The 24,983-nt window shown below is 72.7% G+C and carries 22 protein-coding genes and 1 tRNA gene; 15 read left to right on the top strand and 8 right to left on the bottom strand.

Annotated elements, in window-relative coordinates; all coding sequences use genetic code 11:
* Positions 1-74 precede the first annotated feature (74 nt).
* Complete coding sequence (locus GA0070610_RS27670; RefSeq protein ID WP_089002747.1) at positions 75-2,705, top strand: ATP-binding protein; 2,631 nt, start codon at positions 75-77, stop codon at positions 2,703-2,705.
* Between the two features lie 263 nt (positions 2,706-2,968).
* Here GA0070610_RS27670 and GA0070610_RS27665 read toward each other — a convergent pair whose 3' ends face one another.
* Positions 2,969-3,478 (bottom strand): MarR family winged helix-turn-helix transcriptional regulator, encoded by a 510-nt coding sequence (locus GA0070610_RS27665; RefSeq protein ID WP_089002746.1) that lies wholly within the window; start codon positions 3,476-3,478, stop codon positions 2,969-2,971.
* Between the two features lie 104 nt (positions 3,479-3,582).
* On the opposite strand from GA0070610_RS27665, the gene GA0070610_RS27660 reads away from it, so the two are divergent.
* Both GA0070610_RS27660 and GA0070610_RS27655 read left to right on the top strand, forming a co-directional pair.
* Positions 3,583-4,164, top strand: a complete 582-nt coding sequence (locus GA0070610_RS27660) for a YceI family protein (protein ID WP_089002745.1) — start codon at positions 3,583-3,585, stop codon at positions 4,162-4,164.
* 304 nt (positions 4,165-4,468) lie between these two features.
* Positions 4,469-5,947 (top strand): glutamate--cysteine ligase, encoded by a 1,479-nt coding sequence (locus tag GA0070610_RS27655; RefSeq protein ID WP_089002744.1) that lies wholly within the window; start codon positions 4,469-4,471, stop codon positions 5,945-5,947.
* Between the two features lie 18 nt (positions 5,948-5,965).
* Here the strand turns inward: GA0070610_RS27655 and GA0070610_RS27650 are convergent, their stop codons facing one another.
* Entirely contained in the window at positions 5,966-7,363 is a 1,398-nt protein-coding gene (locus GA0070610_RS27650; RefSeq protein ID WP_231925834.1) for a hypothetical protein, read from the bottom strand.
* Positions 7,364-7,487: 124 nt separating this feature from the next.
* On the opposite strand from GA0070610_RS27650, the gene GA0070610_RS27645 reads away from it, so the two are divergent.
* A complete protein-coding gene (locus GA0070610_RS27645) occupies positions 7,488-8,162 on the top strand; it encodes a PASTA domain-containing protein (protein WP_089002743.1) in 675 nt (224 codons plus the stop codon).
* A 177-nt stretch (positions 8,163-8,339) separates the two neighbouring features.
* Entirely contained in the window at positions 8,340-9,113 is a 774-nt protein-coding gene (locus GA0070610_RS27640) for a PASTA domain-containing protein (RefSeq protein ID WP_089002742.1), read from the top strand.
* Positions 9,114-9,151: 38 nt separating this feature from the next.
* Here GA0070610_RS27640 and GA0070610_RS27635 read toward each other — a convergent pair whose 3' ends face one another.
* Entirely contained in the window at positions 9,152-9,601 is a 450-nt protein-coding gene (locus GA0070610_RS27635; protein ID WP_172896608.1) for a hypothetical protein, read from the bottom strand.
* Between the two features lie 99 nt (positions 9,602-9,700).
* Positions 9,701-9,988 carry a hypothetical protein gene (locus GA0070610_RS27630; protein WP_089002741.1) on the bottom strand — a complete coding sequence of 96 codons (288 nt, stop codon included), beginning with the start codon at positions 9,986-9,988 and terminating at the stop codon, positions 9,701-9,703.
* Positions 9,989-10,664: 676 nt separating this feature from the next.
* Here GA0070610_RS27630 and GA0070610_RS27625 point away from each other — a divergent pair.
* The 3 genes from GA0070610_RS27625 to GA0070610_RS27615 all read left to right on the top strand — a co-directional run bounded on the left by GA0070610_RS27625 (position 10,665) and on the right by GA0070610_RS27615 (position 12,344).
* Positions 10,665-11,546, top strand: coding sequence for a helix-turn-helix domain-containing protein (locus tag GA0070610_RS27625; RefSeq protein ID WP_089002740.1), 882 nt, complete (start codon positions 10,665-10,667; stop codon positions 11,544-11,546).
* Positions 11,516-11,737 carry a DUF397 domain-containing protein gene (locus GA0070610_RS27620; RefSeq protein ID WP_089002739.1) on the top strand — a complete coding sequence of 74 codons (222 nt, stop codon included), beginning with the start codon at positions 11,516-11,518 and terminating at the stop codon, positions 11,735-11,737. The genes GA0070610_RS27625 and GA0070610_RS27620 overlap by 31 nt, the downstream gene beginning before the upstream one ends.
* Before the next feature lie 199 nt (positions 11,738-11,936).
* Positions 11,937-12,344 (top strand): hypothetical protein, encoded by a 408-nt coding sequence (locus tag GA0070610_RS27615; RefSeq protein WP_089002738.1) that lies wholly within the window; start codon positions 11,937-11,939, stop codon positions 12,342-12,344.
* Here the strand turns inward: GA0070610_RS27615 and GA0070610_RS27610 are convergent.
* Positions 12,312-12,926, bottom strand: a complete 615-nt coding sequence (locus tag GA0070610_RS27610; protein WP_089002737.1) for a hypothetical protein — start codon at positions 12,924-12,926, stop codon at positions 12,312-12,314. The genes GA0070610_RS27615 and GA0070610_RS27610 overlap by 33 nt on opposite strands.
* A gap of 217 nt (positions 12,927-13,143) precedes the next feature.
* Between GA0070610_RS27610 and GA0070610_RS27605 the strand changes: the two genes are divergently transcribed.
* Positions 13,144-15,006 carry a S8 family peptidase gene (locus GA0070610_RS27605; protein ID WP_089002736.1) on the top strand — a complete coding sequence of 621 codons (1,863 nt, stop codon included), beginning with the start codon at positions 13,144-13,146 and terminating at the stop codon, positions 15,004-15,006.
* A 150-nt stretch (positions 15,007-15,156) separates the two neighbouring features.
* The gene (locus tag GA0070610_RS27600; protein ID WP_231925833.1) at positions 15,157-16,812 is read left to right on the top strand and encodes a DUF11 domain-containing protein; all 1,656 of its coding nucleotides are present in this window, start codon (positions 15,157-15,159) and stop codon (positions 16,810-16,812) included.
* Between the two features lie 143 nt (positions 16,813-16,955).
* Here GA0070610_RS27600 and GA0070610_RS27595 read toward each other — a convergent pair whose 3' ends face one another.
* The 3 genes from GA0070610_RS27595 to GA0070610_RS27585 form a co-directional block, all read right to left on the bottom strand.
* On the bottom strand, positions 16,956-17,762 hold the full coding sequence (locus tag GA0070610_RS27595) for a WecB/TagA/CpsF family glycosyltransferase (protein ID WP_089003783.1): 807 nt from the start codon (positions 17,760-17,762) through the stop codon (positions 16,956-16,958).
* The gene (locus GA0070610_RS27590) at positions 17,759-18,874 is read right to left on the bottom strand and encodes an NAD-dependent epimerase/dehydratase family protein (protein WP_172896607.1); all 1,116 of its coding nucleotides are present in this window, start codon (positions 18,872-18,874) and stop codon (positions 17,759-17,761) included. The genes GA0070610_RS27595 and GA0070610_RS27590 overlap by 4 nt, the downstream gene beginning before the upstream one ends.
* A 66-nt stretch (positions 18,875-18,940) precedes the next feature.
* Positions 18,941-19,026: transfer RNA gene (locus tag GA0070610_RS27585), tRNA-Leu, on the bottom strand.
* Positions 19,027-19,251: 225 nt separating this feature from the next.
* Between GA0070610_RS27585 and GA0070610_RS27580 the strand changes: the two genes are divergently transcribed.
* From GA0070610_RS27580 to GA0070610_RS27560, 5 genes are read left to right on the top strand one after another with little or no spacing between them, the layout of a single operon-like run.
* The gene (locus GA0070610_RS27580) at positions 19,252-20,040 is read left to right on the top strand and encodes an FhaA domain-containing protein (protein ID WP_089002733.1); all 789 of its coding nucleotides are present in this window, start codon (positions 19,252-19,254) and stop codon (positions 20,038-20,040) included.
* Between the two features lie 6 nt (positions 20,041-20,046).
* Positions 20,047-20,532: an FHA domain-containing protein FhaB/FipA gene (locus GA0070610_RS27575; protein WP_089002732.1), complete on the top strand. Its 486-nt coding sequence runs from the start codon at positions 20,047-20,049 to the stop codon at positions 20,530-20,532.
* Positions 20,529-21,965 carry a PP2C family protein-serine/threonine phosphatase gene (locus GA0070610_RS27570; protein WP_089002731.1) on the top strand — a complete coding sequence of 479 codons (1,437 nt, stop codon included), beginning with the start codon at positions 20,529-20,531 and terminating at the stop codon, positions 21,963-21,965. Before GA0070610_RS27575 ends, GA0070610_RS27570 begins: the two co-directional genes overlap by 4 nt.
* Positions 21,966-21,990: 25 nt before the next feature.
* The gene (locus GA0070610_RS27565; RefSeq protein ID WP_089002730.1) at positions 21,991-23,481 is read left to right on the top strand and encodes an FtsW/RodA/SpoVE family cell cycle protein; all 1,491 of its coding nucleotides are present in this window, start codon (positions 21,991-21,993) and stop codon (positions 23,479-23,481) included.
* A complete protein-coding gene (locus tag GA0070610_RS27560) occupies positions 23,478-24,983 on the top strand; it encodes a peptidoglycan D,D-transpeptidase FtsI family protein (protein WP_089002729.1) in 1,506 nt (501 codons plus the stop codon). The genes GA0070610_RS27565 and GA0070610_RS27560 overlap by 4 nt, the downstream gene beginning before the upstream one ends.

Raw genomic sequence — 24,983 nt, 5'->3', positions numbered from 1 at the left:
ATTTCCGCACCGGTGCGTCGGCAGGACGACGGTCGTCTGCCGTCGGTCGTACCCCGTCCGTACCCTTCCTGCCCATGACTCCGGATCATGATCGTTCGCCGCAACCGGGCGGTCGGACCGGACTGTCTGCACTGCTGCGCGGGCACCGGCTCGCCGCCGGCCTGACCCAGGCCGAGCTGGCGAGCCGGGCCGGCGTCGGCGTCCGGACCGTCCGCGACCTCGAACGGGGCCACTCGTCCCGGCCGCAGCGCACCACCGTCGAGCTGCTCGCCAGCGCGCTGGAGCTGGCCGGGCCCGCCCGGTCGGCGTTCCTGGCCGCCGCCCGGGGGCCGGTCCCGGCCGCCGGGCCGGTCACCCCCGGAGGCGCCCCGCCGGCCCGCGTCGACCTCGACCACCACGCCGGTACGCCGGCCCCGCTCCCGCCCCCGGTCGCGCTGGTCGGCCGCGACCGGGACCTGGTCGAGCTGGCCGGGCTGTTCACCGACGGGCACGGGCCCCGGCTGGTCAGCCTGGTCGGGCTGGCCGGCGTGGGCAAGACCGCGCTGGCCCTGTCGGTGGTCCACGCGGTCGCCCGCGAGCATCCCGGCGGCGCGGCCGGCGTGCTCATCGGCGAGGGCTCGGACGCCGCCGACGTCCTCTCCGCCTCGGTCGCCGTCTTCGGCGTCGCCCGGCTGTCCGAACTGACCGCCCGCCTCGACGGCCGAGCGGCGCTGCTGCTCGTCGACGCGGCCGAGCGGGCCCCCGACGCGGTCGCCGAGACGGTGCACCGCCTCACCGGGGCGGTGCCGTCGCTGCGGGTGCTGGTCACCGGCCGGCACCCGGTCGGCCTGCCCGGGGAGCGGGTGTGGCCGGTCGCCCCCCTCGACGTACCGCCGCCGGGCAGCGAGCGGAAGGGCCCGGCGGCGCTGGGCGACTACCCCGCCGTGGCCCTCTTCATCGCCCGCCTCACCCAGGTGCGCCGGGAGCCGCCCGGTCCGGCGGAGCTGCCCGCCCTCGCCGCCCTCGTACGTCGCCTCGGCGGGCTCCCGCTCGCCATCGAGCTGATGGCGGCCCGGGGCCGGATCCTCGACCTCAACGAGCTGCTCGACCGGTACGGCGACCGCGTCCTCGACCTGGCCACCTCGTCCGGGGCGGCCGAGCGGCCGGGCTGGGACACGAGGGATCCGGGCCGCCCGGAGAGCCCCCGGGCGGCGGTGGCGGAGACGCTGCGCGACGCGGTGGCCGTCAGCTACCGCCTCCTCGCCCCGGACGAGCGGGCCGCCTTGCGCCGGCTCGCCGCGTTCGGCAACCGCTGGTCGGTCGCGCTGGCCGAGGAGATGCTCGCCGACCCCGCCGACACCGACGGGACGGTGGTCGTGGACCCGGTGCCGCTGCTCGACCGGCTCGTCGAACTCGGCCTGCTGAGTGTCCGGGGCAGCGGGCCGTTCCGGTTCCGCCTGCTCGACGCCGTACGCGACTTCGCCGCGGAGCAGGCGACCGGCGCCGGCGAGCTGACCGCGATCCGGCGCCGGCACGCGCAGGTCGTCGCCCGGCTGGTGGCGCGGACCGCACCGGAGCTGGTCGGCGCCGACCTGCCGGCGGCGGTGCACCGCCTGGACGAGGTGAGCGGCGACATCAGTTCCGCCCTGGCGCACGCCGCCGTCGACGACCCGCTGACCGCGTTGCGGCTGGCGGCGGCGCTGTCGCGTTGGTGGCGGTTCCGGGGGCGCGACGTGCCGGGCCGGCAGTGGCTGCGGCGCCTGCTGGCGGACCCGCGTACGGCCGATGTCGACCCGGTGCTGCGGGCGTGGGCGTCGCTCGGGGTGGCCCGGCTCGCGGCGGAGCACGGTGCCGGGGCCGAGGAGCTGCCGGCGGCGCGGGAGGCGCTGGCCGCGTTCCGGGAAGCGGGCGACGTCACGGGCGAGCTGGAGGCGCGCACGGTGCTCTGCGCCCTCCTGATCGCCCTCGGCGAGTACGGGGAGGCGCGCACGCAGGCCGAGACGGTGCTCGCGCTGGCCGTCCGGCACGGGCGGGTCCGGGACATGGCGGTGGCGCAGAACAACCTGGCCTGGCACGACATCCGGGTCGCCGACCTGGCGGCTGCCCGGCGCCGGCTGGCCACGGTCGACCGGCTCGCCGCGCAGAGCGGTGAACAGCGGCTGCGCGTCCTCGCCCGGGCCAACCTGGCCGAGGTGTCCCGCCTGGAGGGCCGGTACGCCGACGCCGTCGACCAGGGGCGGCGGGTGGTGGCGGCGCTGGCGGACCTCGGCGACCCCGGCCACCGCCGTCGGGTGCTCGGCACGGTGGGGCTGGCACTGGCCCGCGCCGGCCGTTCCGCCGAGGCCGTCGCGGTGCTGGCCGAGCTGCGCCCGCCCCCGGGGCCGCCCGCGCCGCGCCTCGGGGAGGCCTGGCCGCCGGGGCGCCTTCCGGGCGTGACGCAGGGGGTGCGACCCGAGGACGGGATCTGCGCGTTGATCGAGGGGAACCTGGCCCTGCACCGGGGCGATCGTGAGCTGGCGGCGGAGTGGTTCGCCGCCGCCGCGGCGGCGGGCGCCGGCGGTCAGGACCGGCGGGACGTGGTGGAGGCGCTGGTGGGCCTGGCCGCCAGCTCGGGCGATCCCGTGGTCATGGACCACCTGGAGCGGGCCTGCCGGCAGAGCGGCGTACGGCTGCTGCCGCACGAGGAGGAGTTGCTGCGCGCGTCGACCGCGAGCCGGAACGGATAGCGCGGGGAAGGCGGGCCGGCGCGGTGGCGGCCGGGTCGGCGAAGGGGCTGGTCCGCGGACCGGACCGGGGGTGGCGCGGACGACGGAGCCCCTCTTGCTACCCCTCGCTCGTCGTCCGCGCCGTCACCCCCCGGTGCGTCCCCACTGCCCGAAGACTAGCCACCGCCCGCACGCGGCCTCGTCCGGTTTGATCGTCTATCGGCGCGTGGGTGCGGCAGTTCTGCCGCTCTTTCTGCCGGTGCCGAGCGGCCCTCGGGTACGCGTCAGGACGGGGTGCCGGTCTCGTCCAGGTCGGCGGCGGATCCGGTGCTTCCGGCGGTGGCGCCGGGGTGCACCGCGTCGCGGACCCGGCGCAGCCCGTCGAGCAGGGCGCCCAGCGCCGCCGGGTCGAGTTGGCCGGTGAACCACTGCTCGATGATCCGCAGGTGCCCGGGCAGGGTCTCGTCGAGTCGTTGCAGGCCGGAGGCCGTGACCACGGCGAACGAGCTGCGCCGGTCTGAGGGGCACGCGCGGCGGGTGAGCAGCCCGTCGCGTTCCATCCGGTCCACCACGCGGGTGACGCCGCTGGTCGACAGCGAGGTCTGCGCGGCCAGGTCGGTCATGCGCAACTGGTTGCCGGGTGAGCGGGCGAGTCTGGTCAGCACCTCGAACTCGACCGGGGAGAGGCCGTGCTCCTCGAACTGGGCGGCGAACCGGGCCGAGAGCCCGGCGTGCGCCTCGACGAGCAGGCCGACGGCGGTGATCCGGGGGTCATCGAACACGTTCTGGTCCACCCGCCCATCGTAGCAGTACTTGACACCGGGAATGTTGTTATGCCTATAGTTGCTGTGACAGTCGTTGGGCTACTAAACCAATTCCCCCACGGAGGGCAGTTTCCATGACCAGCAGCACCGCACCGGTCACCCGCGACTGGGACGGCCTCACGATCCCGACCGCCGGCACCTACCTGCTGGACGCGGCACACAAGCGCGTGGGCTTCGTCGCCCGGCACATGATGGTCAGCAAGGTGCGCGGTGAGTTCGCCGACGCGAGCGCCACCATCACCGTCGCCGAGGACCCGATGCAGTCGGCGGTGAGCGCCACCATCCAGGCGGCCACCATCAACACCAACCAGGCCGACCGCGACACGCACCTGCGCAGCCCCGAGTTCCTCGACGTCGAGAGCTTCCCGACCCTGGAGTTCCGTAGCACGGGCGTGAAGTCCCGCGACGGCAACGAGTTCGTCCTCTCCGGCGAGCTGACCATCAAGGGCGTCACCCGCCCGGTCGACCTCGAGGTCGAGTTCGAGGGCGTCGGCCGTAGCCCGTTCGGGCAGGACATCTTCGGCTTCTCCGCCATGACCGAGATCGACCGCGAGGACTTCGGCCTGACCTGGAACGTCGCCCTGGAGACCGGGGGCGTGCTGGTCGGCAAGAAGATCAAGATCGAGATCGAGGGCGAGGCCGTCCGCCAAGCCTGATCCGTCGTACCGCCTCCGGGCCCGCGCCGCACCGCGGCGCGGGCCCGACGCGTGTACGGGGGTGCGCAGCGCCGGGCGGGTGTAATTTGTCACGACTCATTCGCGGTCCGGCCCGGTGCCGGCGGCACCGGCTGGGTAGAGATGCGGCCGGGAGCGCGTCCGCCGACCGGAACAGGGGCGTCCCGGCCGTGGGATCGCCGGGACCTCCTCTGGTCCCGACGATGGCGACACTCCTAACGTGGAGGGTTCACCACGCGCTAACCGGGCCGGCACGGCCCGACTGCGCCTCGCGCCGGGAGGAAACATGGGCAGGGACGTCGAGCAGGGCGCCTTCTCCCGGGAGGACCGGGTCCGCTACCGACAGAAGGTCCGACGTTGCCTGGACGTCTTCGCCCTGATGCTGGACGACTTCGGCTTCGACGCCGACCGGCCGATGACCGGGCTGGAGATCGAGCTGAACCTGGTCGACTCGGCGGCCGAGCCGGCGATGCGCAACGACCAGATCCTCGCCGACATCGCCGATCCGCTCTTCCAGACCGAGCTTGGCCAGTTCAACCTCGAGCTGAACGCGCCGCCCCGGCTGATCGAGGGGAACGGGTTCGCCGACTACGAGCAGGACCTGCGCGGCAGCCTCTCGCGCGCCGACGAGCGGGCCGCCAAGTCGGACGCGAAGATCGTCCTGGTCGGCATCCTGCCCACCCTCACGGAACGCCACCTGGTCGAGGACAACCTCTCCACCAACGAGCGCTACCGGGTGCTCAACGACCAGATCGTCGGCGCCCGGGGCGAGGACATCGAACTCGACATCCGGGGCGTCGAACGCCTCCAGACCCACACCGACTCGATCGCCCCCGAGGCGGCCTGCACCAGCCTCCAGTTCCACCTCCAGGTCGCCCCGGACAGCTTCGCCGACTACTGGAACGCCTCCCAGGCCATCGCGGGCGTGCAGGTGGCCGTCGGGGCCAACTCGCCGTTCCTCTACGGGCGGCAACTCTGGGCGGAGACCCGCATCGCCCTGTTCGAGCAGGCCACCGACACCCGGCCGGACGAGCTGAAGGCGCAGGGCGTACGCCCCCGGGTCTGGTTCGGCGAACGCTGGATCACCTCCATCTTCGACCTCTTCGAGGAGAACGTCCGCTACTTCCCGCCGCTGCTGCCGATCTGCGAGGACGAGGACCCGGTCGAGGTCCTGCACGGCGGCGGCGTACCGGTCCTGGGCGAGCTGCGCCTGCACAACGGCACCGTCTACCGGTGGAACCGGCCGGTCTACGACATCATGAACGGCCGCCCGCACCTGCGCGTGGAGAACCGGGTCCTGCCGGCCGGCCCGACCGTGGTCGACATGCTGGCCAACGCCGCCTTCTACTTCGGGTTGGCGCGAGGGCTGGCGGAGGCGGAACGACCCATCTGGAGCCAGCTCACCTTCAGCTCCGCCGAGGAGAACTTCCACGCCGCCGCCCGGCGCGGCATGGACGCCGTCCAGCACTGGCCCCGCCTCGGCGAGGTGCCGGTGACCAAGCTGGTCCTGGACGTCCTGCTGCCCACGGCCGCCGCCGGGCTCGACCGGTTCGGGGTGGCCCCGGCCGAACGCGACCGGCTGCTCGGCATCATCGAGCAGCGCTGCCGTACGGGCCGCAACGGCGCGGTCTGGCAGACCGAGGCGGTGTGGGCGGCCGAGCGGCACCGGGGCATGGACCGGGACGCCGCCCTGCACCACATGGTGCAGCGCTACGCCGAACTGCAACGCGGCAACGAACCCGTGCACACCTGGCCCGTCGACTGACCCGGGCCGGGCCGGCGCTCAGCGCGTACGGCGACCGGAACGAGTGCGACGGCCAGTGGCCTGCGGTTCCGTCGGCTCGTCGGCGGCCGGCTCGGCCGGCTCTCCGGCGGGCGCCGACGCCGGCGTGCCGGCGGACGGGGTGGCCGGCTCCCCGGCCGACGGGCCGGACGTGGCCGCGAAGCTGGCGGCCGGAGCCGGCACCGGTCCCCGGTCGGCGGGGAGGCCCGTGGGCGTCCCCGCACCCGCCGCGATGGCGTCCCGGCCCGGTGCGGTGCCGACCGGCGTCCCGTGGTCGCCGGAGCCGCCCGGCGCCGCGAGGGAGCCGGGCGCCGCCGCGTCGGTGTCGGTGCCGCCCGGCGTGGCGACGGTGTCTCCGGCCGGTGGGGTGTGCCGTCCCGACGACGGGTCGCCGGCACCAGGACCGTCCGGCCGGGCCGGGTCACTCTGCTGGTCGGCGGGTTCGCCGGTGCGTTGGCGGGGCACCCGCACCGGTCCCCGGGCCGTGGCCCGCCGGGCGGCCCGCTGGGCGAGGCCGGTGACCAGGACGGCACCGCCGACCCCGATGATCACCGCGTACGGCGCGATCAGGTGGGCCGACACCTGCTCCGGGCTGATCGCGGTCAGCCTCGGCACCGCCAGGAAGTACGCGGTCGCGACGAGCAGCGGCCCGGCCGCACCCGAGGCGGCCGCCCCGACCCGACGGTCGGGGTCGCGGGCGTCCCGCCGGGCGGCGAGGGCACCGATCACCAGCGCGGAGCCGAGGGACAGCAGCGCGCCGGGCCAGTAGAAGTAGTCGCGGATCCAGTAGCGCCCGTCGTCGGGACCGAGCTGCCAGATCCCGAGCTGGGCACTGGTGAGGCCCCGCCCGGCCAGTACGCCGTCCACGACGGCGATCACGGCGAGCAGCCAGAGCCAGCCGACCGTGGCGATGACGTTGGTCGCGGCGGCCCGCGAGCGCAGCGCCCAGACCGCCGTCAGCACGCCGACCAGCACGCCGACGGCCGCGTACGCCGCCGCGACGTTGCGGGGCGAGCCGGTGTCCGCCACCGCCACCGCCTCGCGGGCCGGTACGGCCACCAGCAGCACGGTGATCAGCGCGCCCACCCCGGCGGCCACGGCGAGCGCGGCGGAGCCGAGGGCGCCGCCGCCGGGCCCGGCCGGAGCCGGATCGGCGTCCGGCGCCGGGGCGCGGTCCCGCAGTCGCTGCGCGCAGACCGCGCCGAACACCGTCGAGGTGGCCGCGATCCAGGTGGCCCAGATCAGGCCCGCCACCCAGGCGGTCGCGCCGGCACTCGCGTCCGCCGGCGCCCAGTTGATGATGCCCAGCCCGTAGCCGAAGCCCAGTTGGGCCGCGCCCGCGCCGGCAGCGACGCCGACCGCGGTCGCGATCGATCCTCCCCAGCCCCGTCTGGCCATGCGGGGGAGCGTAACGTCCCGAGGTCGGCGCGGCGAGTCGTGACGGTCCGCCAGGGTGGACCGCGATGACGCCGACGCCGGCGCGGACGGGTACGGTCGCCGGTGATCGAGGCGGGGTGGGCGGATGACGGACGGCGACACGGGCGAGCGGAACGACGCCGCCGCGGAGCGGTCGACGGTGCTGCTCAGGGGCGGTCTGGCGGTCGTGCTGCTGGCCGCCGTCGGCGCGACCGGCGGCTGGCTGCTGGCCGGCGAGGACGAGCCACCGGCGGCACCGCCGGCAGCGGCGGAACGCCTGCCCTCCGCAACCGGCACCCCCGGTGCCGCCCGGTCGACCCCGGGCCGGTCCGCGCCGGCGGCTCCCCGCACGACCGGGCCGAGTCGCTCCGCCGGGCTGACGGTGCCGGCGGTCGTCGGCGAGGACTTCACGGACGCCCGCGACGAGCTGCGCGAGAAGCGGCTGGGCTGGCGGCTCGTCTTCGGCCGGGGCACCGGGACGACCGTGGAGCGCACCTCCCCGGCGGTGGGTACGGAGGTGCAGCCCGGGCGCACCGTGACGCTCTACGTGAGCGGTCCGGCGCCGGCCGCGACCGTGCCGGACGTGGTGGGCGACGACTGCGACGACGCGGCGGACGAACTCGTCGACGAGGGCTTCTACCCGCAGTACCGCACGGGCAGGACGGGCACGGTCAGCCGTCAGGATCCGGCCGGCGACGGCACGGGCCGGTGGAACGACCAGGTGTCGATCTGGTGCGGCGACGTGCCGGAGGACGACGGATCGGCCTCCCCGACACCGTGACGGCTCCGGCACGCTGATCCCGGCCGATGGCCCCGGGGACCGCTAGGTTGGCGGTCAGGGGCCCGCGACGCCCGCCCGGGCCGGGAGAGGACGTGCGATGAGCGAGCGTCAGCGAGCGAGTCATCGGCACAGTGCGGTGGTGTCTCAGGTCGGCACGCAGCGGAGCGGAGTGCCGGCATGAGCGACGATCGCCGGGAACCGTCCGCCGGGGAACACGACGACCAGACCCGCCCGCTGCCTCCGCCGGGCGATGCCCCGACCGGGCCGGAACCCGACCGTACGCAGCCACTGCCGCGCCCCGACCGGCGTGCCGCGGATGCCGGCGACGCCACCCGGCCGGTGCCCGTCGACGGCACCGCCCCGCTGGACCGTACGGCAGCCATGCCGGCGACGTGGTCGGGCCGGGCGGAGGTGCGGCCCGCCGGTCCGGCCGACCAGCCGGAGGCCGAGTGGTACGCCGAGGACCAGGGCGCGCGGCGTTGGTGGCTGCCGATCCTGTGGGGCGTGATCGTGCTGCTGCTGGTCGGCCTCCTCGGCGTCGGGCTGTGGCTGGCCCTCCAGTCGGGGGACGACGACCCGAGCGGGCCGGAGCCGTCGCCGTCGCCGTCGGTGACCCGCGCGTCGCCGACCACTCCGGCACCGACCTCGGCCGCCCCCACCAGCGCGTCGCCCTCGGCGTCCCCGTCGCCCTCGGCGCCGGTGGAACTGCCGATGCCGCCGGTGGTGAACCTGCCGCTGGCGACGGCGCAGGCCATCCTGGACGACGTCGGGCTGGGCCACCGGGTGGAGTACGAGACGTCCGACCGTCCCGCCGGCACGGTGATCCGCAGCGAGCCGGAGGCGGGGGAGCTGGTGCCGCGGGACGAGGAGGTCACGCTGGTGGTGGCCCGCGAGGCCGCCTCGCCGACCGACGGGGTCACGCCGTCGGTCGAACCGACCGCCACCCGGTGAGCCGCTGACCCGGTGGGCCGCTGACCGGGGCCGCCGCGTCACCACATACGTCGCCTCGTGCCGACCATGCCGAGCCCGGCCAGCGAGATGGCCAGGCCGAAGATGCCGGACCAGAAGAGGGAACGGCGGACGTCGTCCGGTGCGGGACGGCCGGCCTGCGCCGCGCCGGCCTGGGCGTCGGTGGGTACGTCGGTCCCGGCGACGGCCGGCTCGGGCTCGTCGGCGGCACCGAGCGCGTCCGGCTCGTCCGGGCCGCCCCAGGCGTACGGGGCGTCGAGGGCGTCCGGCTCGTCGTCGGGGTCCTCGTCCACCACGGTGATCTCCGGTGCGGGGACCGGGGTGGTCAGCCGCGTCGTGGACGAGAGGGCGGGATCACGGACCACTACCACCAGCAGGGTGGCGGCGCCGATCAGCGCCAGGAGTCCGAAGGCGTAGGCGATACGGGAGCGGTGGTGCCGCCGCGCGGCGGGCTGAAGGACCATGGCCATCCCAGGTTCGGGGTCCTGGACGCGCGGGGTGGAACGTGCCGGGGTGGGCGTACCTCATTCTATGGCGACGGCACGCCCCCGGGCTGCCGATCGCGCAGGTCAGCCCACCCGGACCGGGGTGCGGGCGACGGGCCGCCGCGGCGCGCGCACGGTGTGCGGGCGCGGCTCGGGGGCCGACCGCAGGTGGCGCAGCCCCTCCCGCTGGACGAAGATCGAGCGCCGGCTGACCGCGTCCCCCGATGCGTTCAGCTCGTAGCCTTCGAGCCAGATCCAGCCGTCGTAGGTCGGCCAGTCGAGGACCCGGATGACCCGGAACATGATGGGCCTGAGGAACTGGACACTCGCCGCGCGAGTCACGTGCAGTACGTCACCGGAGCGGGGAAGCACATGGGCTCCTGGGAAGGGTCGGCCGGCGCACGGGCCGGCGGTGCGGGTCGGGGGACGTCGGTGGCCCGGTGGCGGGTCGTGCCTCGTGGACCGGCTGTCGCGGGCGGTGGTGGTCGGGCCGTACCCGCTGGTGGCGAACCGCCACCCGACCAACACCCGGCTGCTCCGGGTACCGCTCCCGCCGCCGCAGCCAACTGGCGTACAGCGGCGAGGTCATCAACCCGGGGCAGGTCTGGTTGTCGACTGACGGGCGGCCCCACTGCCGCGCGTCCCGTGGCCCGTGGGATCACCACGGCGGGGAAGCGGACGGAGACGGTGAGTAACCCGTGCCATACGGACAGACTGCATCAGCGACGTGCTTCATGCAAGTTGCACGTCGACTTTTGCCGATACATGAGCGGCTCGCGCAAAGCAGCGCTTGAAGGGGTTCATGTCCGCCCGGCACACTGGGGTCCGGTTTCGCCCGTCGCGGCCGGCCGATGACCGGCACCACCCCACGCCGCGAACGACGCCCGCCGTACGACGGTCGCGCCCCTGGCGGGTGCCGACAGTGGCGCACGGCGAGGCGGAGGTGGACCGGTGAGGCCTGACAGCCGGTGGTCCCGACCAGCGGGGCCGGTGGTCCCGTGACCGCGACAGGTGGGCCCGACCCGCGGTCACGGACCGAGGTGGCCCCGTGAGCGAGCGGCGCAGCCCCACCATCCGACGTCGTCGCCTCGGCGCCGAACTGCGTCGGCAGCGGGAGACGGCGGGGATCACCATCGAGGCGGTCGCCGAGCAGTTGGAGTGCTCGGCGTCGAAGGTCTCGCGGATCGAGACCGGCCACACCACGGCCACCCCGCGCGACGTGCGGGACATGCTGCGGATCTACGGCGTGGTGGGTGCCGAGAGCGACGAGCTGGTGCAGATCGCCCGGGAGGCGCGGCAGAAGGGCTGGTGGCACCCCTACAGCACGGTGCTGGTCGGCGCGTACGTCGGGCTGGAGGCCGCGGCCAGCTCGATCCGGGCGTACGAGCAGCAGGTGGTGCCCGGGCTGCTGGAGACCGAGGAGTACGCGGGTGCGATGATCCGGGCCGCCCGGCCTGACTTCACGCCGGAGCAGGTGCAGCAACGGGTGCGTGTCCGTCTGGGCCGTCAGTCGTTGTTGACGCAGGATGATCCGGTCGATCTGTGGGTGGTGCTCGATGAGGCGGTGGTAAGCCGTCCGGTGGGCGGGGACGAGGTAATGCGTGACCAGCTCAAACACCTGGTCGAGGTGGCGGAACTGCCGAACGTGACGCTCCAGATCCTGCCGTTCGCGGTGGGGGCGCACGCCGGCATGGACGGCACCTTCACGATCCTCAGCTTCCCTGAGCCCGGTGATCCGGATGTCGTGTACGCGGAGAATGCCACGGGTGGGCTCTTCCTGGAGAAGAGTGACGAACTGCAGAAGTACAGCTTCATCTTCGATCACGTCCGAGCGGCGGCCATTCGTCCGGAGGAGTCCATCGCACACATCGCGAAACTGGCAGAGGAGCCGTTGTGGAAATGGCGACCAATGGGTTCCCCGTGGACCTGACGCAGGCGACGTGGTTCAAGAGCTCGAAGAGCGGGCCGAACTGCGACAACTGCGTGGAGGTGGCATACGTGACGGGGGCGGTCGGCGTGCGGGACTCGAAGGACAAGACGGGCCCGGCCCTGGTCTTCGCTCCCGGTGACTGGCACGCCTTCGTCGCCGGCACCAGGGGCGGTGTGTTCGACAAGGGCTGACGGGACCGTGATCTGACGGGGTGCCCCCGTCCGGCTGCGCGCCGGACGGGGCATCGTCGTGTCCGCGTCCGCCCCGGCCGACGAAGACGTCCCGCCGTCGGCGTCGCCACATCGGGTCCCGTGTCGTTGTACCCCTCGGGTACGGCGCTGGTCGACGACCCGCCGCACGGACGGCAACCGAGCGAGGCAGGCGAGACGGATGACGACGATCGGGTCAGACAACCTCACCAACGGGCCGGGTAAGCCGGAACGGTTCGGGGGCAAGTACCGGGGGGCACGCCGGGACACCGTCCTCACGGAGGTGGTGTCGACCGACACCGAGATCGGCGCCCGGGAGGCCCCGGCCGCCCCGCCGGAGCAGGCCGGTCCGCCGCTCTCCCTGCCCTCGCTGGATCCCAATCCGCTGACGGAGCCGTCGTTCCCGCCCGGTGGCTGGTCGGTGGAGCCGGCCGAGTCGCTGGTCGACCACCCGCTCCTGCGCGGGCTGCTGATGGAGTTGCCGCCGAAGGGCAGCGTCCCGCCGCCCGGCTGGCTCGACCGGTGGTTCGAGGCCACCCGGGCGATCCTGGAGCTGCTATACGTGCAGGGGCCCGGCCGCTCGCGCTGACGCGGGCCGGGCGGGCGCGGGCCGGGCGGGCGCGGCCCGCTCGACGAGCCGGTTGTGGCGCAGCGCGTGGCGTACGCCGATGGCGGCGACACCCAGCACGCCCACGGTGATCGCCGGACCGGTCACGCCAGGTCCGAACAGCAGATCCGGGGTGCTCGCCGCGATCACCGCGGGCAGGATCGCCAGGCCGGTGACCTGCACCGGGAGCCCGATCAGCGGGTGCGCGGCGGAGGCCCGCAGGCCGTGTGGCGCCGGGGTCTCCGGCGCCGAGGAGAGCGCGCCCGCACCCGCCCGGAGCCGGCGTACCCGGCGCACCGTGCAGGCGGCGACCACGAGCGCGGGGAGCGCGGCGAGGGTGAGCCCGGCGGCCGCCCGGTCGGCGGCGGTCGCGCCGGCGCTGGAGAGCCCCGCGACCAGCACGGCGGCCGTCAGCCCCAGGCCGGTCAGCGTCAGGGCGAGCACCCATCCGGTGCGCCGTCGCAGGGTGCGGGCGTGGTCCAGCCGGGGCAGCCCGTCCGCGAGCCATCCGGCGGCGAGCCAGACGGCGGTCAGCGACAGCAGCACGGCGAGGTGACTCTCCATGACCCACAGCCTTGCCCGTTTTCGACGGTCATGAATCCGGGCAGGTCCCCGGTTCGTCCCGCAGCCGCCTCCCCTAGGGGCCATCTTCTCGATGTTATGGGTAAGTCGACATGTTTGAATTCCGGTTTACCCCCACCTACCCTCAGCTTGATCGGCATTCATCGATTCACTCGTCACGAACAGTTGGACGGTCGGTGCCGGTCGGAGGGAGTAGAAGATGGGTCTTCCACGCAGGTCCGTACTCGTCGGGGTGGCCACGCTGGCCATGGTGGCCACCGCCACGCCGGCCATGGCCGCCGAACCGGTGGGCACGATCCGCGCCGCGGGCGGTGCCACCGCCGTGGCCGACAGCTACATCGTCGTCTTCAAGGACAGCTCGGTCGCCCGCGGTGGGGTCGATGACTCCGCGCAGCGGCTGGTCGGCCGGCACGGCGGCTCCGTCGCCCGCACCTACGCCGCCGCGTTGCGCGGCTTCGAGGTCCGGGTCGGCGCGAAGGCCGCCGCCCGCATCGCCGCGGACCCCGCCGTGGCGTACGTCGAGCAGAACCACACGGTCTCCATCAGCGGCACCCAGACCAACCCGCCCTCCTGGGGCCTCGACCGGATCGACCAGCGCGCGCTGCCGCTGAACAGCTCCTACACGTACCCGAACACGGCGAGCAACGTGCACGCCTACATCATCGACACCGGCATCCGGTTCAGCCACAGCGACTTCGGTGGCCGGGCGGTCTCCGGCTACGACGCCGTCGACGGCGGTTCGGCCGACGACTGCAACGGGCACGGCACACACGTCGCCGGCACCGTCGGCGGCTCGGCGTACGGCGTCGCCAAGGGCGTCCAGCTGGTCGGCGTACGGGTGCTGAACTGCCAGGGCAGCGGCACGAACGCCGGCGTCATCGCCGGTGTCGACTGGGTGACCGCCAACGCGGCCAAGCCGGCCGTGGCCAACATGAGCCTCGGCGGCGGCGCGAACACCACGCTCGACACCGCCGTACGCAACTCCATCAACTCCGGCGTGAGCTACGGCCTGGCGGCCGGCAACGACTCCGGCGGCAACGCCTGCAACACCTCGCCCGCCCGCACCGCCGAGGGCATCACCGTCGGGTCGACGACCAACACGGACGCCCGGTCGTCGTTCTCCAACATCGGCACCTGCCTGGACATCTTCGCGCCGGGCTCGTCGATCACCTCGGCGTGGCACACGAGCGACACCTCGACCAACACGATCAGCGGCACCTCGATGGCGACCCCGCACGTGGTGGGCGCGGCGGCCCTGGTGGCCAGCGCCAACCCGGCCTGGACGCCGCAGCAGGTCCGCGACTACCTGGTCAACAACGCCACCAGCAACGTGGTGACCAACCCGGGCACCGGCTCGCCCAACAAGCTGCTCTACGTCGTCAACGGCGACACCCCGCCGACCAACGACTTCTCCGTCTCGGTCTCGCCGACCTCGGGCTCGACCGCGCCGGGCGGCTCGGTGACCGCCACGGTCGCCACCGCCACCACCAACGGCTCCGCCCAGTCGGTGAGCCTGTCCGCCAGCGGCCTGCCGTCCGGGGCCACCGCCTCGTTCAGCCCGGCCACCGTCACCTCGGGCGGTTCCTCGACGCTGACCATCAGCACCTCGGCGAGCACCCCGCCCGGCACCTACTCCGTGACCGTGACGGGCACCGCGGCCTCCGGCAGCAGGACCGCGACCTACTCGCTGACGGTCACCGGCACCGGTGGCGGCGGCTGCTCCGGCACCAACGGCACCGACGTCGCGATCCCGGACACGGGTGCCACGGCCAGCAGCTCGATCGTGATCTCCGGCTGCGCCCGCAACGCCTCGTCGGCCTCCACCGTCGCGGTGAACATCGTGCACACCTACCGCGGTGACCTCGTCATCGACCTGGTCGCCCCGGACGGCTCGTCCTACCGGCTGAAGAACAGCAGCTTCTGGGACGGCGCGGACAACATCAACACCACCTACACGGCGAACCTGTCGAGCGAGGCGGCGAACGGCACCTGGCAGCTGCGGGTGCGCGACGTCTACTCGGGCGACACCGGGTACCTGAACACCTGGACGCTCACCCTCTGACAGAGTGACGAGGAAGGCCCCTTCCCAACGCATCCACGCGGGCGTAGGGAAGGGGCCTTCCTGACGCCTGCGGGCCTTGGCCGACGACCTGGCCGGGGCCCGCACTGTCGCGCCATGCCCGCTTGTGATGATCTTAGGACGATCGGTCAGGTGTTCTGCCTCAGGTTGCAGGATAAAGTGCGGCATCTATGTCAATTGACCGGAGAAAAAATGACACATGAGCCCCGGGTATGGTCTCGCGTCGCGGCAGGGGCGGCCGTACTGGCAACCGTCGCGATGATTGGTGCCCCAACGGCCGCCCATGCCGCGGATCCGCTGCCCGACCTGTCTGTCTCGTTCGACCGCGACCCGGTTGCCGAAATCGACAACAACGGCACCACCGTCGGCATGTACGTCTACAACTACGGCGGTGCCACCGCCACCGCGGTGACCGTGACGCTGGACCTGAGCAAGGTCGCCGACTCGGTCACCGTCTCGGTGCCGGAGTGGACCGATTCCTGCAAGCTTGCCGATGCCAAGGTCACTTGTGCCATCGGTGTCCTTCAGGCCGGCCAGGTCACGACCGTGAGCCCGCTGTCGCTGGCCAGCCGCCAGGGTGCCGTTCCTGGCGACGCGGGATCGGTCACCGTCACCATCGCCGGCGCGGAAGACGACATTTCCCCGGGCGACAACACCACCTCGTTCCCGGTCACGGTGAGTCCGTCCGGCCCCGACCTGGTCGCCGCGGCGCGGAACCTGAACAGCAAGGACGACCTGGTCGGCCCCGGCGATGTCGTCCCGCTGTACACGCGCGTCACGAACGAAGGCGACACGGCCGCGAGCGACTTCACCGTCAGGGTCGTCGTCCCCACCGGCGCCACGTTCGTCGAGCGGTACAGCGACTGCACCTACACGGACTACTACCCGAAGGACACCGGGCGGCCCTACGTCTACGGACCGGGCGAGGTCAGCTGCGTCGTGCCACTGACCCTGGCACCCGGAGACGCCCTGTGGCTGTTCGACGACGCGACAGGAAAGTCGCTGTTCAACGTCACCTTCGGCCGTAACCTGGCGGGTCCGCTCGAGTACTACGGCTTCTTCGACGTGGCCCTTGCCGGGGAGGCACGAGGGGCGAAGAAGACCGCCCGTGCCGAAGGTACCGGTCCGTCGTTCGCAGCGGCCGTACGCAAGCAGCAGGCGAAGGTCGCGAAGGGCGACGTCGACACGCGACGAGAACTCGACGAGTCGGACAACCAGGCGGACTTCGCGTTCTGGAGCAAGGGGAACACGCTTGACGTGGCCGTCACCGCCCCGGCCGTCAAGGGTGCCGTCGGGCAGACCGTCGACCTCACGTACGAGGTCGTGAACAACGGCCCGTCCGACGGTGGCGGCCCGTCAGTGGTCATCACCGCGCCGACCGGTACGGTGCTGCTCCCCGCCGAGTGGTGCTACACCGACGGCACCGAATACGAGTCGCTGCCGGAATCGACGAAGCTGCGCTGCAACTTCGAGAGCGAGTTCCCGACCGTTGCCTCCGGCTACGGCAGGATCACGGCGACCGTCCAATTGAAGATCAAGTCAGAGCCGGGCACCGACGGCACGGTCCACGCCCGCAGTGTCGGCGCGTCCGCCGAGTCCAATCCGCCGAACAACACCGCCCGCATCGTCATCACCACCGACGGTGGCGGTTCCGGCGGCGGTCTGCCGGTCACCGGCGTACCGGCCGGCTTCCTCGCGGGCGCGGGCGCTGCGGTGCTCGCGCTCGGTGCGGTGCTGATCGTGCTGTTCCGGCGCCGCCGAGTCGTGCTGCGGTTGCCGCACGACTGATCCGGCATTCGTGTGAGGGCAGGTGGTGGACCCGGAACTCCAGGCCCACCACCTGCCCTTTTGGCGCATGCTCCATGCACAGCCGCCGAGGGCCGGCCGGGCAGGGTGAAGCCGGACCGGACTCTGCTTCCGCCGCCGCAGACTCAGACGGAGAAGGTCGCCGGCCGATCCGTGGCCGGGGCCGGCGGCCGCGCCTTCCACAGCCCCGTCTTCTGCCCGGCGAGCCGGGTCAGGTAGGCCGGGTTGAGGATCACGTAGCGTCGCCACAGCCGCTTGGGCTCCAGGCCGAGGCGCCAGAACCACTCCAGGCCGGCCCGCTGCATCCACGGCGGGGGCTGGCGCAGCAGTCCGGCGTGGTAGTCGAAGGCCGCCCCGACCGCCATCAGCGGCATGTCCAGCAGCGGCCGCATGGCGTACGTGAAGACCTCCTGGCGCGGGCAGCCCAGGCCGACCAGCACGAGCCGGGCCCCGCTGGACCTGATCCGGTCGGCGATCTCCACGTCCTCGCCCGGCTGCACCGCCCGGAACTTGGACGGCTCGACGCCGGCGATCTTCAGAGCCGGGAACATCCGCTCCAGCGCCGGGATCAGCCTGGCCAGGGTCTCCTCGGTCGACCCGTAGAGGTAGACCGGCAGGCCCTCGTCGGCGAACCGGGAGAGCACGTGCAGGGTCAGGGTGGGGCCGTAGACCCGGTCGGTGAGCCCCGCGCCGTGCAGCAGGTTGAGCGCCCAGCGCACCGGCTGGCCGTCGGGGGTGACCACGTCGAAGGAGTTCAGCCGGGCGTTGTGCGCCGGGTCGAGCACCCCGGTCATCACGCCGTGCACGGCCAGCGCCGTCAGCGCCAGCGGGCGGCGCTCCTGCGCGGCGGCCACCACCTGCTCGGTCGCCGCGGCGTAGTCGGTGGCGTCGACCAGGACCCCGAGGACGTTCCGCTTGCCCTTGGCGGTCATGCCCCCGGCACCCACTTGTCCACGTTGGCCTCGTAGATCTCCCGCATGATCATGGGCACGTCGTAGATCTGCTTCCACTCGGGGTAGTCGGCCTGGAAGGCCTCGTTCGAGCCGATCCACCACTTGTGGTCGCCGATCCGGTTGGCCTCGACGTACTCGGTGACCATCTCCTGGCCGGTTATCTGCTCGGCGAGCGCGAACGCCTCGCGGTTGGAGGTGTTCGAGTGCCGCCCGCCGCCGAGGTTGTAGACCGCCGCCGGGCGCGGGTTACGGAAGAACGCCTCGAACGCGGAGACCACGTCCGAGCTGTGGATCGCGTCGCGGACCTGCTTGCCCTGGTAGCCGAAGATCTTGTACGTCCGGCGCTCCATGTTGGCGCGCATCACGTAGCCGAGGAAGCCGTGCAGTTCCGTCGCGGAGTGCGCCGGGCCGGTCAGCGTCCCGCCCCGGAAGCAGGCCGTACGCATGTCGAAGTAGCGACCGTACTCCTGCACCATGACGTCGGCCGCCACCTTCGAGGCGCCGAAGATCGAGTGCAGGCAGGCGTCGATGGACATGTCCTCACGGATGCCCTGCTCGTACGGGTGCCCCGGCTCGATCTCCCAGCGCGACTCCAGTTCCACCAGCGGCAGGCTGTTCGGCCGGTCGCCGTAGACCTTGTTCGTCGAGCAGTGGATGACCGGCGCCTCGATGCAGTGCTCGCGCACGTTCTGCAGGACGTTGAGCGTGCCGGCGGCGTTCACGTCGAAGTCGGTGAACGGGTCGCGCACCGCCCAGTCGTGCGACGGCTGGGCGGCGGTGTGGATCACCACGGCGACGTCGGTGCCGTACCGCTGGAAGAGCTTGGCCAGCGCGGCCCGGTCCCGGATGTCGATGCTGTGGTGCGAGTACGCGGACCCCAGCTCGTCGGTCAGCCGGCGGACGTTCCACGCGGTGGACGCCTCCTCGCCGAAGAACTCCTGCCGCATGTCGTTGTCGATGCCGACGACCTCGAGACCGAGGCCGGCGAAGTGCCGGACCGCCTCGGAGCCGATCAGACCGCCCGACCCGGTCACGAACGCGACACTCACACGACACTCCTGGTCCGTCGGAGGCAGAAACCATCGGAGCATAGCGTGACGTACGGCACGCCCCGATACGGCGCAAGGGCCCCGCATCGCTGCGGAGCCCTCGCGTATTGGTGGGGAAGGGGGGAGTTGAACCCCCACGCCCTTTCGGGCACACGGACCTGAACCGTGCGCGTCTGCCATTCCGCCACTTCCCCGTGGCTTGACCTCGAACACTGTAGTCTGTGCCGGTCCTGCTGTCTCCAGCGGGCCCGGACATCCTACCCGGTCCGTGATCGTTGCGACGATTGGTTACCGTCCGAGGAGCGGTTACCGTTCGTGGCGGACGAAAGAGTAGCACGGCAGTATCGGCCCGTCCGAACGGGCCGCCGTCAGACGGCCGAGCGGCGTGTGAGCTGCGCGCGCGCCGGCCGGATACCATCATGTCCTCGGGACCCGAGGAGGAGCCGGTGAGCGTGCTGCAACGCTTCGAGAAGCGTCTGGAAGGCCTGGTCGAGGGGGCCTTCGCCAAGGTCTTCAAAGGGGTGGTCCACCCCGTGGAGATCCTCAACGCCATGCAGCGGGAGGCCGAGGCGCACAAGGCGATCCTGGCCGGTGGGCGCACGTTGGTGCCCAACCGCTACGTGATCGATCTCTCGCCCTACGACCACAGTCGTCTGGCGCCGTACGCTGCCGCGCTGGCCCAGGAGCTGGCCCAGTCGCAGGCGGAGTTCATCGGCGAGCAGGCCTGGACGGTCTACGGCGACGTGATCGTCGAGATCGAGCGCGGCGAGGGGCTGGACACCGGCATGTTCCGGGTCACCGCCGAGGTCTACACCGGCGGCGAGGTCGCCCCGGTCTCGGCACCCGGCTACGACTCGGGCCAGCCCGCCTACCCCGCGTACGACCAGGGGGGTGGCTACGGTCCCCCGCCCGGCCATGGCGGCGGCCGCAACGTGCGGCTGGTCTCCGGCGACGGGCGCACCTATCCCCTCCAGATGGGCTCGACCGTGATCGGCCGTGGCGACCAGGCCAACCTGCGCCTGCCCGACGTCGGGATCTCGCGGCGACACGCCCGGCTGGACTTCGACGGCGGTCAGGTCGTGCTGACCGACCTCGGGTCGACCAACGGCACCATGGTCAACGGCCAGCGGGTCTCCGCCGTCGCGCTCAACCCCGGCGACATGATCCAGCTGGGCACCACGACGCTGACCTTCCGCGTGGACGGCTGACCCGCGTTGCCGGAACTCGTCATCACCGTCGCCCGGTTCGGGTTCCTCATCCTGCTGTGGATCTTCGTGTTCACAGTGGTCGGCGTGATCCGCCGGGACCTCTTCGCGGGCGCCCGGTCGGGCCGGCTGGTGGCCGCCCCCCGGGCGGTCGGCGCCACGCTCGGGCAGGCGTCGAAGCCGGCGAAGGCGAAGCGGGGCAGGGCGGCGCACCAGCTCGTGGTGACCGCCGGTCAGCTGGCCGGGACCCGGATCACCCTCGGCGAAGCCCAGATCACCATCGGCCGGGCCGAGGATTCGACCCTCGTCATCACCGACGACTACGCCTCGGCACGGCACGCCCGTCTGGTGCCCCGCGACGGCCAGTGGTTCGTCGAGGACCTCGGCTCGACTAACGGCACCTACCTGGATCGCGCTAAGGTCACCGGACCAACCCCCGTCCCCCTCGGCGTGCCGATCCGGATCGGCCGCACTTCTCTCGAATTACGGCCATGACTCTGACCCTGCGCTATGCGGCCCACAGCGACCGCGGTCTGATCCGAGACGGTAATCAGGATTCCGTCTACGCCGGGCCGCGGCTACTCGCCGTCGCCGACGGCATGGGCGGCATGGCCGCCGGTGACGTCGCCAGCAACATCGTCATCGGTGCCATGGCGCCGCTCGACGAGGACGTCCCAGGTGACGCTCTCGTCGACGCGTTGCGTTCGGCCGTGGGCACCGCCAACCAGCAGCTCCGCGACACCGTGGACGCCAACCCCCAGTTGGAGGGGATGGGCACCACGCTCACCGCGACCCTCTTCTCCGGCAGCAAGCTGGGCATGGTCCACATCGGTGACTCGCGGGCCTATCTCCTGCGCAACGGCGAGTTCGCGCAGATCACCAAGGACGACACGTACGTCCAGATGCTCGTCGACGAGGGCCGGATCAGCGCCGAGGAGGCGAGCAGCCACCCGCAGCGGTCGCTGCTCACCCGCGCGCTCGACGGCCGCGACATCGACCCGGAATACAGCGTCCGCCAGGTGCTCCCCGGCGACCGCTACCTGATCTGCAGCGACGGCCTCTCGGGTGTGGTCAGCGCCGACACCATCGGCGAGACGATGCGCGAGTACGCCGACCCGCAGCAGTGCGTCGAGCGGCTGGTGCAGCTCGCCCTGCGCGGCGGCGGCCCGGACAACATCACCGTGATCATCGCGGACGCCACCGACCAGGACATCGTCGAGGCGAGCCCGATCGTCGGCGGCGCCGCCGCCCGGGACCGGGGCATGGCGACCTCCGCCGACGTCTCCACTCCGGCCGCCCGCGCGTCCGCCCTCTCCGCGCCCCGCCCGCCCGCACCCGAGGAGCCGTCGGCCGGCGCCGACGACGAGTCGGAGCGCCCGAGGCGTCGTCCGGTGCGGGCCGCCGCGATCTCGGTGGCGCTGCTGGTCCTCGTGGGCGGCGCGGTCTTCGGCGGCTGGAGCTACACCCAGCGCCAGTACTACGTGGGCGCGACCGAGAACGGCCAGGTCGCCGTGTTCCGGGGCATCCAGGGCGAGATCGCCGGCATGGACCTGTCGACCGTGCACTCCACCAGCTCGGCCGACCTCGAAGACCTGACACTGGCCGCCCAGGAGCAGGTCAAGCAGGGCATCCCGGCCAAGAGCGAGCCCGACGCCGAGCGTCGGCTGGCCGAACTGACCAGCGACAACCCGATGAACCCGAACCTCAAGCCCATCTGCCCGCCGAGCCCCAGCCCGAGCGCCGCCGCGGTCACCACCGCCCCGACGCCGACCACCGGCCCGGTGTCGCCCGCCCCGACCGCCAGCGCGAGCGCCCCGGTCAGCGGTCGACCGAGCACGCCGGCCGCGCCGACCACCACGCCCGACGCCCCGCCCTCCGACACCGACTCGCCGGCGCTCGACCCCGCCGCGTGCCGGTCGCCGGAGTAGGCGCGGCTCGATCCGAGGACGTTCCGTGACCGCAGCGGCCCTTCCGGCACCCTCGCCCGCCACCACGGGCGAGCAGCCCGGCGTACGCCTGGCCCGGTCCCGGCGCAACGCCGAGTTGTCGTTGCTGCTGGTCGCCATGGCGCTGGTGGCGGCGTACGGGGCGATGGTCGAGGCGAAGGTGCTCGACACGATCACGGCCGACTTCTGGATGCCGGCCGCCGCGCTCACCGCCGTGTTCCTCGGCCTGCACCTGGTGATCCGGTTCCTGGCACCCTTCGCCGACCCGGCCCTGCTGCCGGCGGTCGCCCTGCTCAACGGGATCGGAGTGGGCTTCCTGCGCCGGCTCGACCTGGGCAACGCGGCGCCCGCCGAGCGGGAGGACCTGGCCATCTTCGCCGGCACGGGTGGCCGGCAACTCGCCTGGACGCTCGCCTCGGTCGTCCTCGCCGCCGGCCTGCTCGCCCTCATGCGCGACCACCGCTCGGTGTCCCGCTACGCGTACACGCTGGGGCTGGCCGGCATCGTGCTGGTGATGATCCCGGCGGTGCTGCCCGGCCGGTTCTCCGAGATCAACGGCGCGAAGCTGTGGATCCGGGTCGGGGGCTTCTCCATCCAGCCCGGCGAGTTCGCCAAGCTGGCCCTGCTGGTCTTCTTCGCCTACTACCTGGTGCGCAAGCGCGAGGTGCTGTCGCTGGCGAGCCGCCGGTTCCTCGGCATCGACTTCCCGCGCGGGCGCGACCTCGGCCCGGTGGTCGTGGTCTGGCTGATCAGCGTCCTGGTCCTCGTCTTCGAGAAGGACCTCGGCACCTCGCTGCTCTACTTCGGCATGTTCGTGGTGACGCTCTACATCGCCACGGAGCGGGTCAGTTGGCTGCTCATCGGTCTGGTGCTCTTCTTCGGCGGCGTCTACCTGGCGTACGTGCTGGGGGAAGTGGTCGGCGGGCCGTTCGCCAACTTCTACCTGCGCGCGCAGATCTGGCTGGACCCGTTCGCCGACCCGTACGAGGACGGCTACCAACTCGTGCAGGGGCTGCTCGCCCTCGGCACGGGCGGCCTGTTCGGCGCGGGCCCGGGCGGCGGCCAGCCGGGCCTGCTGCCCGAGGTGCAGAACGACTTCATCTTCGCCGGCATCGGCGAGGAGATCGGGCTCTTCGGCCTCTCCGCGCTGCTCGTCGTCTACCTGCTGATCGTCGAGCGCGGGCTGCGGGCGGCGCTGGCGGTGCGGGACTCGTTCGGCAAGCTGCTGGCCGGCGGCCTGGCGTTCACCCTCGGGCTCCAGGTCTTCGTGATCGTCGGCGGGATCAGCAAGCTCATCCCGCTGACCGGCCAGACCACCCCGTTCCTCTCCGCCGGCGGTTCCTCGCTGATGGCCAACTGGCTGCTCATCGCGGTCCTGCTCCGGATCTCCGACGGCGCCCGCCGGTCCGTCACCGGCGCCGGCGGCAAGGCGGCCCGACCGTCCGGCGGCCCACCGGAGCAGCTGCACGGTGCCCCCACGGAGGTGATCAAGCCGTGAACGCACCCCTGCGCCGCGTCGGCATCGTCGTCATGGTCCTCTTCGGCCTGCTCTTCGCGAACCTGAACTGGATCCAGGCCTACAAGGCCGACGAGTACCGCACCAGCGACTACAACGGCCGGGTCCAGGTCGCCGAGTACGACCGCAAGCGCGGCAACATCGAGGCCGGCGGCACCGCGTTCGCGGTCAGCAAGGAGACCGACGGCGAGCTGAAGTTCCAGCGCAGCTACCCCGGCGGGGCGAGGTACGCGCACGTGCTCGGCTACAAGCCGGTCAACCTCGCCGAGACCGGCATCGAGAAGTTCGAGAACGACTTCCTGGCGGGCACCAGCGACGCGCTCATCGCCAACCGGGTCAAGGACATGTTCACCGGCGACCAGACCGGCGGCGGCAACGTGCTGCTCACGGTCTCCAAGGGCGCCCAGAACACGGCGTTCGAGCAGTTGCGCAACAACCGGGTCGACGCCGCCAGGGGCGCGGCGATCGCCGTCGACCCGCGTACCGGGGCGGTGCAGGCGCTGGTCTCGATGCCCAGCTTCGACCCGAATCCGCTGGTCAGCCACAGCACCAACGAGGCGACGGCCGCGTACAACAAGCTGGAGCAGGACCCGGCGGGTCCGCTGAAGAACCGGGCCCTCGGCGAGGTGCTGCCCCCGGGCTCCACCTTCAAGATCGTGGTGGCCGCCGCGGCGCTGGAGAACGGCGTCGGTCAGGAGACCCGGATCCCGGCCGGTGCCAGCTACACGCCGCCCACCTCGGGCTCCCCGATCCGCAACGCGGCGCCGTCGATCTGCCCTGAGGACGAGGTCACCCTGATGAACGCGGTGACCGAGTCGTGCAACACCGGCTTCGCGCAGCTCGGCGTCCGGCTCGGCGCGGACAAGGTCAAGGAGAAGGCCCGGCAGTTCGGCTTCGAGCAGGAGGACCTCACCGTCGGCCGCGTCGACAAGGGCGGGCACCCGGTGGCGGCGAGCCGGACCGGGGACATGCAGAACCCGGACGGCAGCACCGACCCGGCCGCGCTGGCGCAGTCCTCGATCGGCCAGAACAACGTGCGGATGACCCCGCTCCAGGGCGCCATGATCGCTGCGGCGGTGGCCAACGACGGCAGCCAGATGCGGCCGTACCTGGTCCGTCAGTTGCTCGCCCCGGACCGCACCACCAGCTACTACACGGCCAAGCCGAAGGAGCTGCGGCAGCCGGTCAGCGGCCAGGTCGCCAGTGACCTGCGGGACATGATGGTCAGCGTGGTCAAGAACGGCACGGGCGAGAACGCGCGGATCAACGGCTACACGGTCGGCGGCAAGACGGGCACCGCCCAGTCCGCGCCGGACCGGCCGGACCACGGCTGGTTCATCGGCTTCGCCCTGGACAAGAACGGCACGCCGGTCTCCGCGGTCTGCGTGGTGCTCGAGCAGGCCGGCCCCGGTGGCAGCGCTGAGGCGGCCCGGATCGCCGGGCAGGTCATGCGCGCCGCCATCACCGACCCGGGGGGCCGCTGA

Origin of the sequence: Micromonospora echinofusca (assembly GCF_900091445.1) — a bacterium.
GTDB classification, from domain to species: domain Bacteria; phylum Actinomycetota; class Actinomycetes; order Mycobacteriales; family Micromonosporaceae; genus Micromonospora; species Micromonospora echinofusca.
Note: the sequence above shows the minus strand (reverse complement) of the source record. Positions and strands in the feature narration are given on the sequence as shown.